General features: G+C 33.0%; 16 protein-coding genes and 1 pseudogene. All 17 read right to left on the minus strand.

The features are described from left to right. Position 1: 1 nt before the first annotated feature. Positions 2-589: an acetyltransferase gene (locus KO02_RS21700; RefSeq protein ID WP_038701670.1), complete on the minus strand. Its 588-nt coding sequence runs from the start codon at positions 587-589 to the stop codon at positions 2-4. Between the two features lie 10 nt (positions 590-599). Next, a complete protein-coding gene (locus KO02_RS21705; RefSeq protein WP_038701672.1) occupies positions 600-1,205 on the minus strand; it encodes a sugar transferase in 606 nt (201 codons plus the stop codon). Further along, on the minus strand, positions 1,198-2,367 hold the full coding sequence (locus tag KO02_RS21710) for a glycosyltransferase family 4 protein (protein ID WP_200878588.1): 1,170 nt from the start codon (positions 2,365-2,367) through the stop codon (positions 1,198-1,200). The genes KO02_RS21705 and KO02_RS21710 overlap by 8 nt, the downstream gene beginning before the upstream one ends. 7 nt (positions 2,368-2,374) lie before the next feature. After that, positions 2,375-3,532, minus strand: a complete 1,158-nt coding sequence (locus tag KO02_RS21715) for a right-handed parallel beta-helix repeat-containing protein (protein ID WP_038701674.1) — start codon at positions 3,530-3,532, stop codon at positions 2,375-2,377. Beyond that, on the minus strand, positions 3,517-4,653 hold the full coding sequence (wecB, locus tag KO02_RS21720; RefSeq protein WP_038701676.1) for a non-hydrolyzing UDP-N-acetylglucosamine 2-epimerase: 1,137 nt from the start codon (positions 4,651-4,653) through the stop codon (positions 3,517-3,519). The genes KO02_RS21715 and wecB overlap by 16 nt, the downstream gene beginning before the upstream one ends. A gap of 14 nt (positions 4,654-4,667) precedes the next feature. Beyond that, on the minus strand, positions 4,668-5,786 hold the full coding sequence (locus KO02_RS21725; RefSeq protein ID WP_038701678.1) for an NAD-dependent epimerase/dehydratase family protein: 1,119 nt from the start codon (positions 5,784-5,786) through the stop codon (positions 4,668-4,670). Further along, positions 5,783-6,205 carry a WxcM-like domain-containing protein gene (locus tag KO02_RS21730; RefSeq protein WP_038701681.1) on the minus strand — a complete coding sequence of 141 codons (423 nt, stop codon included), beginning with the start codon at positions 6,203-6,205 and terminating at the stop codon, positions 5,783-5,785. Before KO02_RS21730 ends, KO02_RS21725 begins: the two co-directional genes overlap by 4 nt. Before the next feature lie 28 nt (positions 6,206-6,233). Further along, positions 6,234-7,265: a polysaccharide biosynthesis protein gene (locus tag KO02_RS21735; RefSeq protein ID WP_038701683.1), complete on the minus strand. Its 1,032-nt coding sequence runs from the start codon at positions 7,263-7,265 to the stop codon at positions 6,234-6,236. Next, complete coding sequence (locus KO02_RS21740) at positions 7,255-8,424, minus strand: glycosyltransferase (RefSeq protein WP_038701685.1); 1,170 nt, start codon at positions 8,422-8,424, stop codon at positions 7,255-7,257. The genes KO02_RS21735 and KO02_RS21740 overlap by 11 nt, the downstream gene beginning before the upstream one ends. A gap of 97 nt (positions 8,425-8,521) precedes the next feature. Further along, a pseudogene (locus tag KO02_RS24455) lies at positions 8,522-8,671 on the minus strand (acetyltransferase); the annotation flags it as partial. Between the two features lie 278 nt (positions 8,672-8,949). Next, entirely contained in the window at positions 8,950-10,425 is a 1,476-nt protein-coding gene (locus KO02_RS21750) for an MATE family efflux transporter (protein ID WP_038701689.1), read from the minus strand. Beyond that, positions 10,422-11,690 carry a glycosyltransferase family 4 protein gene (locus KO02_RS21755; RefSeq protein WP_038701690.1) on the minus strand — a complete coding sequence of 423 codons (1,269 nt, stop codon included), beginning with the start codon at positions 11,688-11,690 and terminating at the stop codon, positions 10,422-10,424. The genes KO02_RS21750 and KO02_RS21755 overlap by 4 nt, the downstream gene beginning before the upstream one ends. Before the next feature lie 2 nt (positions 11,691-11,692). After that, complete coding sequence (locus KO02_RS21760) at positions 11,693-12,985, minus strand: O-antigen ligase family protein (protein ID WP_038701692.1); 1,293 nt, start codon at positions 12,983-12,985, stop codon at positions 11,693-11,695. A 7-nt stretch (positions 12,986-12,992) separates the two neighbouring features. Next, complete coding sequence (locus KO02_RS21765; protein WP_038701694.1) at positions 12,993-14,276, minus strand: nucleotide sugar dehydrogenase; 1,284 nt, start codon at positions 14,274-14,276, stop codon at positions 12,993-12,995. Between the two features lie 43 nt (positions 14,277-14,319). Continuing rightward, positions 14,320-15,288, minus strand: a complete 969-nt coding sequence (locus KO02_RS21770) for an SDR family oxidoreductase (RefSeq protein WP_038701696.1) — start codon at positions 15,286-15,288, stop codon at positions 14,320-14,322. A gap of 15 nt (positions 15,289-15,303) precedes the next feature. Further along, on the minus strand, positions 15,304-15,822 hold the full coding sequence (locus KO02_RS21775) for a transcriptional regulator (protein WP_038701698.1): 519 nt from the start codon (positions 15,820-15,822) through the stop codon (positions 15,304-15,306). Between the two features lie 290 nt (positions 15,823-16,112). Then, positions 16,113-17,081, minus strand: coding sequence for an MraY family glycosyltransferase (locus KO02_RS21780; protein ID WP_038701700.1), 969 nt, complete (start codon positions 17,079-17,081; stop codon positions 16,113-16,115). Between the last annotated feature and the right edge of the window lie 54 nt (positions 17,082-17,135).

Consider the following 17,135-nt stretch of genomic DNA (forward strand, 5'->3'; position numbering starts at 1 on the left):
TTTATTTCTTTATTACTTTTCCCGGATTCCCCACTACAGTGCATCCATCAGGAATATCTATAATAATTACAGCTCCCGCGCCTATGGTGCACCATTCACCTATTTTAACACCCTGAATAACAACAGCACCAATCCCGATATGTGTACCCTCTCCGATCATTACATTGCCTGCTAAAGCCGCATTTGGTGATATATGCACAAAGTCTGCGATGACACAGTCATGATCCACAGATGCATTTGTGTTGATAATACAGTGGTCTCCAATGCTAACATCTACATTCACAGTTACGCCTGCCATTATCACAGTTCCTAAACCTATACTTGTTCGTTTAGAAATATGTGATCGAGCATGTATTAATTTAGCATACTCAAAGTTAACATATTCATTTACAATATCTTTTCGAACTTTATTATTTCCGATTGCTATGATTATCTCTACTTTTCTAGAAGGAACCTCATGAAAAACAGGATATTCTAAAACTTTCGTTTTATTGAAGTCTGTATCAAAAAAACCATCAACAACTAGATTATTACTTTCCGCAATTTCTGCGATAACTTTACCATGTCCACTTGCACCAAACAAATACATCTTTAAAAAATTAATTATGTCCGTTAAAAGGTTCAATTGTTACATGCCCGTCTGCCGAGATTCCTTCACTTTTAAATACTTTTTTAAAAGTTGTAAAGAAAACCTTGATATCCGTTGCTAAAGAAATATGATCCACATACCATACATCTAATTCAAACTTCCTATCCCATGAAATGGCATTTCTTCCATTAACTTGTGCCCAACCTGTTATACCAGGTCTTACCTCATGACGACGCTTCTGTGTTTCATTATACAAAGGTAGATATTGAATTAAAAGTGGTCTTGGCCCTATCAATGACATATCCCCTTTTAAAACATTTATTAATTGTGGTATTTCATCTAAGGATGTTTTCCGGACAAAAGCACCTATCGGAGTCAGACGTTCAGCATCTGAAAGCAAATTACCAACAGCATCTTTTTTATCATTCATCGTTTTGAACTTGACAATCTTAAATATCCGACCACCTTTCCCAGGTCTAGCCTGCAAAAAGAATGGCTTTCCATCATTCGCAAAATAAAGTCCTATACAAACGACAACAAATAAAGGTGATAAAAGAAGAAGGCCAAAAAATGAGGCCAAAAAATCAAAAAACCGTTTAAAAAAATGTTTATACATGTTTAAGTCCCTTCTTCTGTAACAAACGATTATATTCAGTCAACAAAGAATTCCATACTACTTTTTGCTCATATCGATCTGTAATCATTTTTCTTGCCTTAGATTTTAGATTATTATAGAAATTTACGTCATCAACAAACCTAATCATAGCTTCAAGAACAACGTCTGCATTTTTCAAAGGGATAATGGTTCCGTTTTGCCCTTCAATAATAATCTCATTACATCCATTTATATTGGATACAATACTGGGTAAACCTAATGATCCTGCCTGCATCACGACATTTGGAAAGCCTTCACGATAACTAGGGAAAACTAAAACATTGGATATCGCAAAATAAGGCCGGACGTCCCTCTGAAAACCTACTGTAATAATACTAGGGTTATTATCAATTTCCACTTGTATCTCTTTATCTAAAGGATCCAGATCGGATTCCAATGATCCTACCAGTAGTAATTTAACATGCGGTTTATTCAACTGCACAAAAGCAGATACCAATTCATTAATCCCTTTATCGCTAACTAAACGACCAATAAAAACAAAAACAAAGTCGTGTTCATTAATCATTAAAGAAGTCTTTAACTTAACTAATTCATCTTCATCCAAATTTTCTCTTGAGAAAAATGAAGTATCAATACCATTTGAAGATCCATTGCAAATTACATTTAGTTTTTCCTTTGATGTATAGTGATTTTGAATAATAAAGTCATATAAACCTTTTGAATTTGGATAGACTCCAGTCGCGGCATCATAAGTCAATTTTTCCACCAAATCCAAAATTTTTCTTTTTATACCAGTTGCCTCCATTAAAGGCATTCCAGCAACTGTATGCAGCCTTATTGGCACACCAGCTAATTTTGCTGCAATCATTCCAATAATACCTGCTTTAGGTGTATGAGTATGAACAATATATGGACGCTCGTTTTTCAAGAAAAAAAAGAGTTGTAATAGTGATTTAAAATCTGCAAAAGGTGTTATTTTTCTTGACATTTTTATTGCAGCAATTCGAATACCTTCTCTATCGCGAACTTCTGCAAGTTCTTCTCCTGGTGAAGATACACCAACAACATCAAAACCATTATCCCCCATAAAACGTAGTTGCCCTTTTAAAAGAAGATTCAGAGAAATTGGTACTGTAGTAATTCTTACAATTTTAGTTTTCATATTACAATTAATTTGCGAAGCTAACTTTCACATTTGCCTTATTCTTAACTAAATTCTTAAGACTATTTTCTTGAATATTATTCCTTAGTGATTTTGATTTACTATCAATAACCTTCAATTGTGAAATATTCACATTAATTCCTTTATCAAAGTTTTCTCCGATAATTAAAGGGCTCTTATTTCCTGATAAAAAGATATTTGATAATGTAATATCACCTTTCGGGGGGAAAGTACCTAAATACCTCCAATGTAGTCCACCGATATTAAGACCATTCTTTGAATAATTTTCAATTAAATTATCACCTATTATACTTACTTGTTGAGCTTTCTTTCCATACAATTTTGCGATAGTGAACATGTAACCATTTTCTGCATTATTAAAACTAAATAGATTACGTAAATTTATCCCTTTAATGTAGTCTAAATTTGAATTTGGTTCAATCACTAATCCAGACATCGGTAAAGTACCATTAGTATTAGAGATTAGAATATTTGTCAATGTAATATTTTCTCCACTCGTTATACTGATTCCATTTCTTCTACAGTTATCAATAACTCCTCCATTAATAGATACATTTTTAGTTCTACGACTAATTTTAGGATCTTGTCCAATGTATATTCCATCACCCCAGCAATCCCTAATATACGGGGAAAAAATTTGAATATTTTCAGAATTTTGAACTCGAATTCCCATCGCCCATTCGCCTTTTCTAGAAACAGAAAATTGTCTATCGCCTTTAATCTTAACATTATATAACTTAACATTTTGTACATTATACAACTTAAGTACTGACAAACTAGACGAATTTGAGGGTTTTAAAACGATCTCACTATTATCTCCGAAATATAGAATACTATTACTCCTCAAACTAAGTCCCTTATTTGAGATTAAAATCGGAAAATCAGGAAAAATAACAACCTTATGAAGATCAAGTGCCTTTTGAATAAAGTCTGTATAATCAGTACTACCATCTTTTTTAAAAGCTTTAGGCAATGCATTAACCAACTTAAAACCAGACCTTTGAATTTCACCAGATACATTTTTTAATTTACGAAAATCGTTAAATTGTTCATTAGTGACACTCTTATATTGAAATTTTTGTGCATTAACTTCAGTTTTTATAAAAAAAAGAAATATAAGAGAAGTTATTAAGATTCTTGCCATACAGTCCTCCTTATATAGTCTGTATAAGAAATAATAATACGAACAACTTTTTGTGAAACATTTGGCATAGAATAATCAGCCACAGTTCTAAAGTTCCTTTCTGCACCTACTTTCTGTTGTAATACTTGTGTCAAACCTTGTAATATACGTTCAGGAGATAATCCAACCATCATCACCGATGCTTCTTCCATAGCCTCAGGTCGTTCATGTGCCTGACGGATATTTAGAGCTCTAAAGTTTAGAATAGATGACTCTTCGGAAATTGTTCCTGAATCAGATAAAACAGCATAAGCACGCTTCTGTAAAGCATTGTAGTCGTGGAAGCCTAATGGTTTTAAGAACTGAACTTTTGAGTGCATTTCAATTTGCATTTTATCGATCATATTTTGCGTACGAGGATGCGTAGAAACAATGATTGGATACTGATACTTTTCCGCAATAGCATTCAAAGATGTCATCAATCCACGGAAATTCTTTTCTGAATTGATGTTTTCTTCACGATGTGCAGAAACAACAAAGAATTTACCTTCTTCTAAATTCAATTTCTCTAAAACTTGAGATGCTTCAATTTCGGGTAAGTAATGCGTCAACACCTCAAACATAGGAGAACCCGTTTTGATGATGCGATCTGCAGGTAATCCTTCACGTAATAAATATTCACGCGCAATATCAGAATACGTTAAATTGATATCTGAGGTATGATCAACAATTTTACGATTTGTTTCTTCTGGAACTCGTTGATCAAAACATCTGTTTCCAGCTTCCATGTGGAAGATTGGGATGTGACGTTTCTTCGCTGGAATGGCGCACAAACATGAATTTGTGTCCCCCAACACTAAGAAAGCATCAGGTTTTAACTCTTCTAATAAAGGATCTATTTTGATTAAAATATTTCCAATTGTCTCCGTTGCTGTTTTACCTGCAGCTTCTAAAAAATAATCTGGTTTACGAAGACCTAAATCATCAAAAAATATTTGATTCAATTCGTAATCGTAATTTTGTCCAGTATGAACAATAATATGCTCCACAGCCTCAGAAGCATCTAAAGCCATTAATACACGTGATAATCTGATGATCTCTGGTCGTGTTCCCACAACCGTCATTACTTTTAATTTTTTCATGATATGTTTAACACTTAAACAGTTTCAAAATAAGTATCTGCATTCTCTGGATTAAAAGGCTCATTGATCCAAAAGATCGTATACAGCTCTTCTTCTCCAATATTTTTGATATTATGGGTATACCAAATCGGCATATCGACATAAGCAGGTTCGTTTCCGTCAAGATAAAAATCCATGACCTCATCCGTACCAATCTTTCTCAATTGAATCAAAGCTTTTCCTTTGATCACGGCAAACCTTTCGATCTTGCGAGTATGGTAATGATTACCTCTCGTAATTCCGGCTACTGTCGTAGAAAAAGAACATTGTCCACCGATTCCTAAACGAATCACCTCAACAAAAACCCCTCTAGGATCTGTATGTTGGGTAAATTTTACAGGATAATGCGATTTATGATCAATATAGGTACGGAATGTATTGAACAGGTTATGCTCAAAAGTGTTATTGATAACAGGAATTTCTCCTCCATCAAAATACTTCGTTTTATAATCATTTAATAAGGCTAGAACTTCTGAAACCTTTTTTGTAGCAGTAGCATCAATCATTAACTCAGGAATACCTTTATCTGCACGAATCACTTGAATAATAAGATCAACAAGTTCTTGAACATAAATCAGTTTCACTTCTCCATCATTGGCAATAGTAGGTGTTTCACCATGTGTCAACTGATAACAAAAAGTAGCTATAAAAGAATTATAGAAAGGCTTACCAAAAGCTCCGAAAACATTCGGAATTATTAATCCGCTTGCTTTTCCTTGACTTTCATTTGCCCAATCCACTAGTGCCTGACGAGCAATTCTCTTCGATTTTCCATAATGGTTGTCGCGTTCCTCTTGAGTCGACGATGAAATCAGTACATGCGCCTGCGAATTGGATCTCTTTAACGCATCAACCAATTTCACAGACAAAGCTATATTCGTATCGTGCAACACTTGATCAGACTCATGACGATTTAGAGCTGCTAAATGTACAATGACATCACATTTTGAAACGAAAGCATCTAATTCTTGATCCTGATCAAAAATTTCTCGATTAAAATCGACTCTTTCAAATTCTTCAGGAAACAATCCCAATGTATTGTACAAATGACTTCCTACAAAGCCGTTTTGACCTGTAATTCCTATTTTTATCATTTTCTATTTATAAAATAATCTAAGGGATAAGTATAATCATCTTTAGAAGCATTGTCTATTCCAAAATCTGAAAAAACCAATAATTCAGAGTTTTCTTCTAATGCTTGAAAAGCCGTAGCATAACCTGTAGACAAATGTACTACCTGATTTTGGTCTGTGCTTAACACCAAACGTTCTACAGATAAATCTGTAGAAGCGGTATCCCAATTATCAATTTGTACAATATCAATCGCAAAAGAACCTGAAAGAACATAAAACCAGCGTTGTTCAATACGATGTGCTCTCCAACCGCGGACTAATGTTAAGTCTACATTTTTGATGATGTAAAATCTTTTAACCAGCGACATATCAAAATCATTCACAAAACGAATTTGACCTCTAGCATCTTTAGCGATTCCTCCTTTTATAAAATCTATCATTATATTTTAAAATAAATATTTATAAAAACTAGTAAGGGTATTGCATCACATCTTCACCAAAAACCTCTTTTCTAATCAAAGGCAAAGTTGAGATGAGTTTTTTCAAACCTTCCACACCTTGTTGTTCAGTATTGTGCGAATGATAATCTTCAATTTTAGAAACATCTTGCTCACCTTCAGAGAAATATTTTGCGTAATTTAAATCCCTATTGTCAGCAGGCACACGGTAAAAATCGCCCATATCTTCGGCCTTCATCATTTCTTCACGTGTACAAAGTGTTTCATAAAGTTTTTCACCATGACGCGTTCCAATCACTTTAACAGGAACCTCTTTACCCGTCAATTCGATCAATGCTTTAGCTAAATCACCAATTGAACCTGCCGGAGCTTTATTTACAAAAAGATCTCCTGGATTAGCATGTTCAAAAGCGAATAACACCAAGTCCACAGCATCATCTAGGGACATGAAAAACCGAGACATATTAGGGTCGGTGATGGTAATAGGTTCTCCCTTCTGAATCTGATTTAAGAACAAAGGTATGACGGATCCTCTTGATGCCATGACATTTCCATAACGAGTCAAACAAACAACAGTTTCTGTCAAATTACGTGCCTCAGCAACTGCAACTTTCTCCATCATAGCTTTAGAAATCCCCATAGCATTAATTGGATAAGCAGCTTTGTCTGTTGATAAGCAAATTACTTTTTTAACACCATTCGAGGCCGCAGCACGAATGACATTCTGCGTTCCTTCCACATTGGTCTTAACCGCCTGCATAGGAAAAAATTCACATGAAGGCACTTGTTTTAAAGCAGCCGCATGGAAAACGTAATCTACACCTCTTGTGGCTGGCTCTACAGATGAATAATCGCGGACATCACCGATATAATATTTGATCTTATCATTTTTATAAAGATTACGCATATCATCTTGCTTTTTCTCATCACGAGAGAAAATGCGAATTTCTTTAAAATGATCTGTGTGTAAAAACCGATTTAGCACAGCTGTTCCAAAGGAACCAGTTCCTCCGGTTATTAAAAGAATCTTATTATTTAACATGGTCAAGGAAATATTTAATTTTATCTATGTAATTCTCATAATGGAACGAATTCTCTGCTAAGATTCTGCAGTTGTTTCTCATTTCCATTTTTTCATTCAATCCTAATTTTTCAGCTTTTTCCAAAGCTATCACTAAAGCCTCTGCTGATTCATTGTCACACACAATTGAATTATGTCCATCAATAACATAATCGCCAAGATCACTTGTAATATTCAAAATTGTTGGAGTTCCTAAAGCCATACTTTCAACGAATTTCGTTGGAAATCCAGCTTTTGTTGATCGTAAATAAGGTCTCTGTAAGAAACTAAAATCCGAGTTCTTTGTTATTTCTAAGGATTTTTCGAAAGAAACTCTTCCATAATTCTTAATATAAGAAGGTACACTTCTAAAGCCATTATCCTTAAAAAACTTGAATTTTAACAAATCCGCGTCTAATATGCCAGCAATTCTAAATTCGATACGTTTATTCTTATTATAGATCATATTAACAGCTTCTAAATAGTTATTGAAAAGATCTTTCCTACCGGGATTACCTGTATATGAGACAATCAATAATTCTTTATTTGGCTGTAAATTGGGTGATATGTCCCTTATATCTATTAAAGGAGGTATAATAACAGTATTGCATCCATTTTCTTTATAATAATCACTTAAAAATGAAGATATTGCAATCACATTTTTTGTTCTTTTTATAAGAACACGCATAGCTAATTCAATATTCCAGTAATATGGATCAATCAAATAATTAAATATTGTTTTTGGATCATACCATTCTACAGCATCAAAAACTAATGGAATTTTACTCTTTGAACTCCATGGAAGTAACCTCAGAAGATAAGGCGAATATCCACTATACAGTACAACAGCAGCGATGTCCTTCTCATTTTGTTTCAACCATTTTATTGCTTTTTTTCCAGCATCGAAATATGAAAGGTGTTTCAATAATCTAGGTAATTTCTCATTAGTTCTCTCATTTAAGTTTATGACCCTAATTCCTTCAAAATCCTCCTCAGAATCATTTCCTGCTCCAGAACTCAAAACAACTGTTTGATACCCCAGTTCCTGAAAACATCTAAGATTTCCAAGAATCCTTCTTGAAGCCGCACTTTGTGAGGGAAATGTTACTGAGCCCACATACACAATATATCCTTTACTCATTAAATATTTTCTTTAATTCCACAACCTTTTCGTCACCTGATAAATGACCAATACCTAGAGATTCTTTCTTTATTTTTTTAAAGTATTCATCTAGAGTTTTAATATGTTTTGCGGGAACTCCGCCTATTACTGAATTGTCAGCAACATCTTTTGTCACTACAGATCTCGCAGCGACAATAACATTATTACCAATAGTTACTCCAGGCATAACTAAACAGTCAATTCCGAAATATACATTATTCCCGATTTTTATTGGTTTAGTAATTTCCAAATCAGGTTGCAAATGCCTTAAAACCAAAGTTCCACCGTCATGAGTTAGAAACTTACAGCCATCTGTTATATACACATTGTCTCCGAAACTAATTAGAAATGGTTCTGTTCCCCACATATTTGGATTGTTTCCATATATAACACAATTTGATCCAAATCTTACTCCCATTTTTCTAGAGCACTTAATCGGGTTTAATTTGAAAGACACAAAAAGATATCCTTTGTATAAATACCTTATTAATTTGTTTTTATAAATCATTTTCCAATTTTATTTTTAAAAAACCTTAGAATAATAGCCTTTTCTTCCTCCTTCATGAAAAAAAGATATTGTAATAAACAGTAAAAGAAAAGAAATATGGTATTAATCATAATAGAAATATAAAAATTAGAGGAATCAAAAAAACTCAACTTAATAATTACAAAAAAAATAAGACAGACAATCCCAGAAATAAATTGATTAAGAAATTCCCTATTGAATGGATGAATACCTATATGCTTTTTCACAAAAATAATACATAATAAATTATATACTAATAATGCAATTGAAACTGCTACTCCTGCTCCTATAATTCCATACTTCGGCACGAAAAAATAACATAATACTAATGTTATGACAACACTAATTAAGCTAAAGAAAGTAATTCTATTAGCCATTCCTATCATATTTAACAATTGACCACTAACGCCAGTAATTGAATTTATCATTTGACCGACTGATATAATTATAAGGACTTTATAACCATTTTGAAATTCTTCTCCATAGAAATTAAGCAACCCAAGACCACAAAAAATCATTACACTTATAAACAGAATATTAAAAAAGCTTAACCACTTGATTGATATCCTATAAATTTCTGAAAGTTCCTTCATATTATTATTAGCAAAATAGGTCGATATTTTAGGCGCAAAAATGCTATTAAATATAATAAGAAAAAACGATGATAAGCCTGCCAATGCCTGAGCAATACTATAAACACCTATATCTTTGATACTACAATATCTACCTAAAGCGAATCGATCTATTTTTGATTGCAAAAGAAGCAAAAATCCTGTTATTACAATAGGAAAAAATAAATAGAGAACTTTTTTAAAGGGCACAAATGTTGTTTTCAGAATCTTTCCAAACATTTGTAACTTAAAACAAGTATATATGTAAAATAAAAATGTTAAGACTGCGGCAACAAAATATGTAAATTCTACAGGAAAATTTGAAATTGGAAAGATTAATATAAAACCGAGTGCAATTAGCCTAAAAATATTTAATACATATGTACCAATTGCAAAAAACTTATAATCTCCAAATCCTCTAATCCCCCCACTAATTAGTAATGAAACACCTTCAAATAGTACAATCCCACTAAACCACTTCAATAAAGGCTTATTCTGGATACTTAAATTAAAATACTGGATAATGTGATCATCAAAAGGAATAATTAATATCCATAAAGTAACACCAATTAATATACTGAGTATAAATGAAATTGTAAAGAAGCTCCGAGCTTCATCAAAACTTTTCTCATTAATATATAACGGAATTTTATACATTAAGCCATCCTTAAGTCCCAATGGAACAAAACTGATAACAACTGATAATATGGAATATATTAATATATAATTTCCTAGCGCTTCAGCACCAAATAATTTAGCGATGTAAAAGGTTAGAATATAACCCAAAAGGAAAAATAATACTTTAGAAAATGCTAAAGAAACACCTTGCCTAACTAAACTCATCCTTTAAAATCTTTAATTATTTCCTTGTATGCTTTTAAAAGATCATCAACATTTTTGGCTTTATTATGTCTTATCTTTGCTTGCTCTCTTGCATTGACTGAAAACTTTTTTGCCAATTCATCCGATTCAAAAACTTTCTCAATACTCCTTGCCAATTCTACTGCATCATTATTATTATAAAGGAGCCCGTCAACGTCATGACGTACGTAAGTACTTATCCCTCCAGCATTAGAACCTACACAAGGCACACCGAGAATCTGCGCTTCCGCCAAACTATTGGGACTGTTTTCAATCGTTGAAGGTATTACAAAAACATTAATATATTTCAAAATATCTACTAAGCCTGATTGATTTAACCATCCCGTAAATTCAATATTATCCGACAAACCTAAATTCTTTATTTTATGTATAAGATATTTATCGTAAGTTCCTAATTTCAATCTTGATAATAGATCTTTGCTTAAGATATTCTTACCAGCAACAAACAACTTAACATTTTTATACTTTGTTTTTACAATAGCTAATGCATCAAGCAAAACATGCAAACCTTTTATCGGATAATGGGCTTGTGTAGTAAATAATGTATACCTATTAAAATTATTACAATCCCATTCATTGTCATAAAAGCTTTCCCTTAAACTTCTGTCACAATGATAGTAAGTAGCATCAGGATTAATAGCATTACTATGTAATTTATCCCATTCAGTTCGACCTAAAAAATTACTGAAAGATTTTAATATAAACAACTCATTTTCACCTCTTTTCTTATACGCGAGTTGACGCTTCAATAAGCTATCATTTGTAACTAAATCTTTAAACGATAAGTATCTGAAAATTGAATAAAAAGGTAATTCTGCAGAGAATTTCTTCCAAATCTGAGAAACCAATCCCTGAAGTGTAATAACAGTAGATATTGAAACTTTACAATCAAGAAGGATATTCCCTAAATAAAATTCTGAGCCCTGAACATCAATAATTGTTGGTGAAAAAGTCAATATTTCATCTTTTAATTTTTTCACATCATTTTTGGAATATCCATTCATAATTTTTTTTGAATGAATTTGAACGATTTCCACATTGTCGATACTTTTCCTTTCTTCTTTAAAAGCAGCTATCGAAACTATTTTTATCTTAGCAACCTCAGGGTTATCTTTTAAGAGCGATAACATGGCTGCCAACCAGCCCCCAGAAGAAGAAATACCTTTCTCATTTATTATATTGGAAACGGGCATGGCTGTAAGCCAAAAAATGTTCAATGATTTCATAATTATAATTTCTCAGTAATTGAAATTTCCTTTTTAAATGTAGATTGACAAAATCCAATTAAAATAACCCATAACACGAACTGAAATGAAAAACCTATATTAATAAATGAATGTCCAGTCATATTATTAGATAGTAAAACAAAAAGAGGAATAAATAATTCGAGAGGAATATTTCTTAAAGAAAAATTCTTTTTGATATTAAAATAGAATCCTGAAAAAAGTGTTATATATAGGACAAGTCCTATTACTCCCATTGCCGCCACTGTTTCTATTATAAAATTATGAGCAACTTGTGGGAAACCGTATTTCTCATGGGTCAACTCAAATCCCTTTCCAAAAAAAAGTGTTTTGGTATCTGAGAAAAATTGATTTAAATAACCGATCCAAAGTTCAGTACGACCTCCTGATAAATCATCATTTTTCGGCTCCAAAACCCTCATAATTGCATTGTCAAAGATTCTATTTAAGAAAGTTAAATTTAAAACGTCCTTTAATAAGAAAATTAGTCCTAATGATACAACAGAAACAATTATACCTTTGACGCTGAAGTTACTAATGATCAAGTATAAAGCTAAAATAGCTATCGCCAGTAGGAATGATCTAGACTGTGTCAAAAAACCAAAAAATAATAAAGGAAGACCCAATAACAAAGTGAGTTTTAAAGATTGTTTTTTCCTATTAAAAAGTACTACAAGCAATGTTAATGCAAAAGAGAAAGATGTCCCAAGAATGTTAGAGTTATTATAGTCGCCTGCTGAAAATCTCTCAGTACCCAGATTTACTCCTTCAAATATTACCCCTAACACACCAGCACATACTGCACCACAAATATAAGAGTTAAGAAGTTTAATAGAAGTATACCGATCTTCCTTTAAGATTTGGTTCCCCATATAAAAGAATAAACTTACAGTGATCAAAAATTTAAATGATGTTACTAAAAGAGAAGTGTCTTCATGTATAAATATAAGTAATGAAGAATAAACTAAAATAGCAATAGCATTAATAATGATTCTACTTTGCAAATAATACTTATTAGCACTTAAAAGCCTAAAAATCAAAATAAATACTACAAGGTTCAATAGTGACGCGCTACCTTGATTTAGTACAATAATCCTTTGGTTTGAAAGCAAGAAACTAAATATACACAAAGCCTCAAAAGGCCTTAAGAAAAGTGATGCTCCAAATAAAACCCCTATTCCTAATATCGAAAAAACATACGTATTAGTTCCTAAGTAAAACAATAATTGTATTATTGTTCCTATCAATACCAACAAGTAAAATTTTCGATTCTCCATTTTGAAATTACAATCTATTATCAGACTTATCCGCTATAATTCCTTTTACATCATATACAATCGCTGTATCTTTTTTCAAAGTATCAAAATCAATACTTAAAAATTCTTTATGCGCTACACCTAACACGATGGCATCATATTTTGCATTTGGTAATGTCGTTAAGTTATCGATATTGTACTCATGTTTCACGGCTGCAGGATTTGCCCATGGATCATAGGTAGTTACTTTGACACCATAGTCTTCCAAAGCAGCAATAACATCGACAATCTTTGTATTGCGTACATCTGGACAGTTTTCTTTGAATGTTATACCTAGCATCAATACTTCTGCACCATTAACATTGATACCTTTTTTGATCATCGTCTTGATCACTTGTGACGCTACATACTCGCCCATAGAATCGTTTAAACGACGACCGGCTAAAATAATTTCTGGATGATAACCATGCTCTTGTGCTTTTTGTGCCAGATAGTAAGGATCGACACCAATACAGTGACCTCCAACTAATCCTGGTTTGAATGGCAAAAAGTTCCATTTTGTACCTGCTGCTTCTAATACCGCGTGTGTATCGATATCTAAAATATTGAAAATCTTTGCCAATTCATTAACGAAAGCAATATTGATATCACGTTGTGAATTTTCAATCACCTTAGCTGCCTCAGCGACTTTAATACAAGGCGCTAAATGTGTACCTGCTGTGATGACCGTTTTATATACAGCATCGACCTCTAAACCAATTTCTGGTGTAGAGCCTGCTGTTACTTTTAATATTTTTTCTACCGTATGTAACTTGTCTCCTGGATTGATACGCTCTGGCGAGTAACCTGCAAAGAAATCTACATTAAACTTTAACCCGGATACGCGTTCCAATACAGGGATACACTCATCCTCGGTCACTCCTGGATATACCGTTGATTCGTAGACAACAATATCTCCTTTTTTCAAAACTTTACCGACAGTTTCAGAAGCTTTGTATAAAGGTGTCAAGTCTGGGCGATTGTTTTTATCGACTGGTGTAGGTACCGTAACGACATAAAAGTTAGCATTGTCGATATCTGTCAATTGGTTAGAACACCATAAGCCATTAACACCCGTTGTTAACGGATTATCTTGAGCTAAAACAGCCTGTAAGATATCATCCTCTACCTCTAATGTCAAATCTTTTCCCGCACGTAATTCATCAATACGTTTTTGATTGATATCGAAACCTACTACTGGAAATTTTGTTGCAAATAAGCGGGCCAATGGTAACCCTACGTATCCTAAGCCAATAACTGCAATTCTTTTCATCTATTTTATGTTTTTTGGTATTTAGATTTTGTTTTTTTAATTCTTACTTTAAGTTATCCCAGTACCATTGTACCGCTGCTTTCAAGCCTTTATCAATAGTATGTGTAGGCTCGTAGCCCAATAACGTTTTTGCTTTCTCAATAGACGCTAATGAATGTGGAATATCACCTTGACGGTTTGGTCCATTTGTAGCATTTACCTGCGCGATCTCCGCATCGAAATCAGTTAAATATTCTTTTAAATAGCCAACTAATTGGTTCAAAGTTGTACGATCTCCAACAGCTGTATTATATACGGTGTTGATAGCATCTGGATTTTCAGTTGTCATCGCCAATTCATTCATCTGAATTACATTGTCGATATAGGTGAAATCACGCGAATAATCACCGGTACCATTGATAACAGGGCCCTCATGATTCATGAACTGCTTAACAAATAAAGGTATAACTGCTGCATATGCTCCATTTGGATCTTGACGACGGCCAAATACATTGAAGTAACGTAGACCCATTGTTTCTAAACCATAGGTTTTCGAAAAAATATCAGCGTATAATTCATTTACATATTTCGTGATTGCATATGGTGATAAAGGCTTACCTATAATATCTTCGACTTTAGGTAGATTTTCTGAATCGCCATAAGTCGATGAAGATGCAGCATAGACAAAACGCTTAACATTTGCATCACGCGCAGCAACTAACATATTTAAAAAACCTGTTACATTAACTTCATTAGTCGTCTGTGGATCTTTAATCGAACGGGGAACAGACCCTAAAGCAGCTTGATGCAATACATAGTCTACACCCTGTACAGCTAACGCACAGTCTGCTGTATTACGGATATCTCCTTCAATTAAAGAAAAATTAGGATTGTTTGTATGTTGCGCCAAATTATGGCGATGTCCAGTTGCAAAATTGTCTAAAACAACGACTTGATAACCTTTACCTAAGAAATGTTCTGTCAAATTGGATCCAATAAAGCCGGCTCCTCCAGTAATTAATATTTTGCTCATTGTATTTGAATATAATTATACTTCTACGTTACTTGTATACAAATTGATAGAATGTGCTTCTTCCTGTGGCACATTGAAATAAAGTTTAATTTCCTTTTTCAATTTTTCACTTACTTTGTCCGCTAACTGCAATAAATATGCCTGATTTAAATCTTCTCCTGTAATTAATACCTCGATTAGACCAGAATCCAAGCCTTTTGCGTAATCTCCAATCAAACTAACGGACTGAACACCACCAGATCTAGACAAAACTTGATCAACGACATCCTCAATACCTAAAAAAGTATGAATTAATTTTTGAAGGGGTTTAAATAAGGAGTGCTGTGTATTGGCGCGATAAAATATTTTATTTTTTTCTGAATTTTTATTCAAATACCCTGCTTCTTCCAATTGGTTCAATTCTTTTCGAATGGCATTGGTCGATTCTTGAAACTCATCTGCTAACCCCCTCAAATAACCTTGGTTATTTGCCGAAACAAAAAATTTGATCAGTAGCTTTAATCTTGTCTTTGACGTGATTAGCGAATCTAGCATATGGTTGATTAGTCTATGAGTAACAAAAGTACTCATAGACTAAGAAATATGCAAATGATTTTTGAAATAAAATGGAAAATCATGCTTGAGTGTGAAAAAAGCATGATAACAGGTATAAACTTAATTATTTTTTCATATTGACAAAATAATCTACTGGATAAGTATGGTTATCTTTAGTTGCGTGTGATAAAGGATAATCGGAATGCACCAATAGTTCACTACCCTCTTCCAAGGCACGTATAGCGGTTGTGTAACCAGCAAAAATATACAATACTTTTAAATCTGAAGCTTTATTTAGTTAATTTAAGTACATATTGCCTGATGATGTAATCTTTCAATGCTAAATAAATCCCACTCAGTACTGCAATAATTAACACTGCAAATAACCATTTTATTTTACCATCAAACTGTGCAAAATAAATAACCATAATCCCTAACACCAATTGCAGTGCGCCATAAAGTGCCGATATGACAAGTCTATTATAACCTGCCTCATTGGCAAGATATTGATATAGATGGGTACGATGTCCTTCCAAAATATTTTCACCTAAATATAAACGGCGTACGATAGACCAAATGGCATCGACACCATAAACCGCTAGAAATAATATATATATAAAATCACCCGTTTTAAAAATCAAAGTACCTAGTGCAAACAGTAAGATATAAGCAATACCTACTGATCCGACATCTCCAGCAAAACACTTGGCTTTATTACGAAAGTTAAAGAAGGCAAATACGAGAATTCCTAATAGTGCGTAAATTAAATAATCTGGTTCTATAAATGCTATAGTTCTATTTACATAGTATAAGAGACCACAAACGACTAAGCTATACAACGCTGTAATACCATTGATACCATCCATAAAATTATACGCATTGATCACCCCTACAACGAGAATGAAAGTGACAATAATGTAATACCAAGGTGGTGAAAAAATCCCCATTTGGAAAGCCATCAATAAAACAGAAGTAAAATGAACTCCTAATCTTAACCGGGTAGAAATTTCTAATATATCATCGAGGAAAGAAATAGAAGCCATTAACGTCAACCCAACCATAAACCAGGGATATGAAAAACCAGATTGAATAAAAAATAGCAGTATGGCAATATAAAAAATAATTCCCCCTCCTCGTAATGTAATCGCACTATGCGAAGAGCGTTGATTAGGCCTATCAATAATATTGAACTTATCAGCTATCCTGAAATACAAAAGTTCCAATACAAATAATAATATAACGGTAAAGATATACACCATAAATTTAGTTAAAATTTAAAGTTACAAATATACTGATATTTGCTTTATTTATTT

The organism is Sphingobacterium sp. ML3W (genome assembly GCF_000747525.1).
Taxonomy (GTDB): domain Bacteria; phylum Bacteroidota; class Bacteroidia; order Sphingobacteriales; family Sphingobacteriaceae; genus Sphingobacterium.

What these genes read in the sequence shown, in the direction of transcription:
- KO02_RS21710 (WP_200878588.1), bottom strand. Translation starts at nt 2,367, where the DNA reads ATGAAAACTAAAATTGTAAGAATTACTACAGTACCAATTTCTCTGAAT.
- wecB (WP_038701676.1), bottom strand. Translation starts at nt 4,653, where the DNA reads ATGAAAAAATTAAAAGTAATGACGGTTGTGGGAACACGACCAGAGATC.
- KO02_RS21755 (WP_038701690.1), bottom strand. Translation starts at nt 11,690, where the DNA reads ATGAAATCATTGAACATTTTTTGGCTTACAGCCATGCCCGTTTCCAAT.
- KO02_RS21775 (WP_038701698.1), bottom strand. Translation starts at nt 15,822, where the DNA reads ATGCTAGATTCGCTAATCACGTCAAAGACAAGATTAAAGCTACTGATC.
- KO02_RS21770 (WP_038701696.1), bottom strand. Translation starts at nt 15,288, where the DNA reads ATGAGCAAAATATTAATTACTGGAGGAGCCGGCTTTATTGGATCCAAT.
- KO02_RS21725 (WP_038701678.1), bottom strand. Translation starts at nt 5,786, where the DNA reads ATGATAAAAATAGGAATTACAGGTCAAAACGGCTTTGTAGGAAGTCAT.
- KO02_RS21740 (WP_038701685.1), bottom strand. Translation starts at nt 8,424, where the DNA reads ATGAGTAAAGGATATATTGTGTATGTGGGCTCAGTAACATTTCCCTCA.
- KO02_RS21735 (WP_038701683.1), bottom strand. Translation starts at nt 7,265, where the DNA reads ATGTTAAATAATAAGATTCTTTTAATAACCGGAGGAACTGGTTCCTTT.
- KO02_RS21730 (WP_038701681.1), bottom strand. Translation starts at nt 6,205, where the DNA reads ATGATAGATTTTATAAAAGGAGGAATCGCTAAAGATGCTAGAGGTCAA.
- KO02_RS21750 (WP_038701689.1), bottom strand. Translation starts at nt 10,425, where the DNA reads ATGAGTTTAGTTAGGCAAGGTGTTTCTTTAGCATTTTCTAAAGTATTA.
- KO02_RS21780 (WP_038701700.1), bottom strand. Translation starts at nt 17,081, where the DNA reads ATGGTGTATATCTTTACCGTTATATTATTATTTGTATTGGAACTTTTG.
- KO02_RS21765 (WP_038701694.1), bottom strand. Translation starts at nt 14,276, where the DNA reads ATGAAAAGAATTGCAGTTATTGGCTTAGGATACGTAGGGTTACCATTG.
- KO02_RS21760 (WP_038701692.1), bottom strand. Translation starts at nt 12,985, where the DNA reads ATGGAGAATCGAAAATTTTACTTGTTGGTATTGATAGGAACAATAATA.
- KO02_RS21705 (WP_038701672.1), bottom strand. Translation starts at nt 1,205, where the DNA reads ATGTATAAACATTTTTTTAAACGGTTTTTTGATTTTTTGGCCTCATTT.
- KO02_RS21715 (WP_038701674.1), bottom strand. Translation starts at nt 3,532, where the DNA reads ATGGCAAGAATCTTAATAACTTCTCTTATATTTCTTTTTTTTATAAAA.
- KO02_RS21700 (WP_038701670.1), bottom strand. Translation starts at nt 589, where the DNA reads ATGTATTTGTTTGGTGCAAGTGGACATGGTAAAGTTATCGCAGAAATT.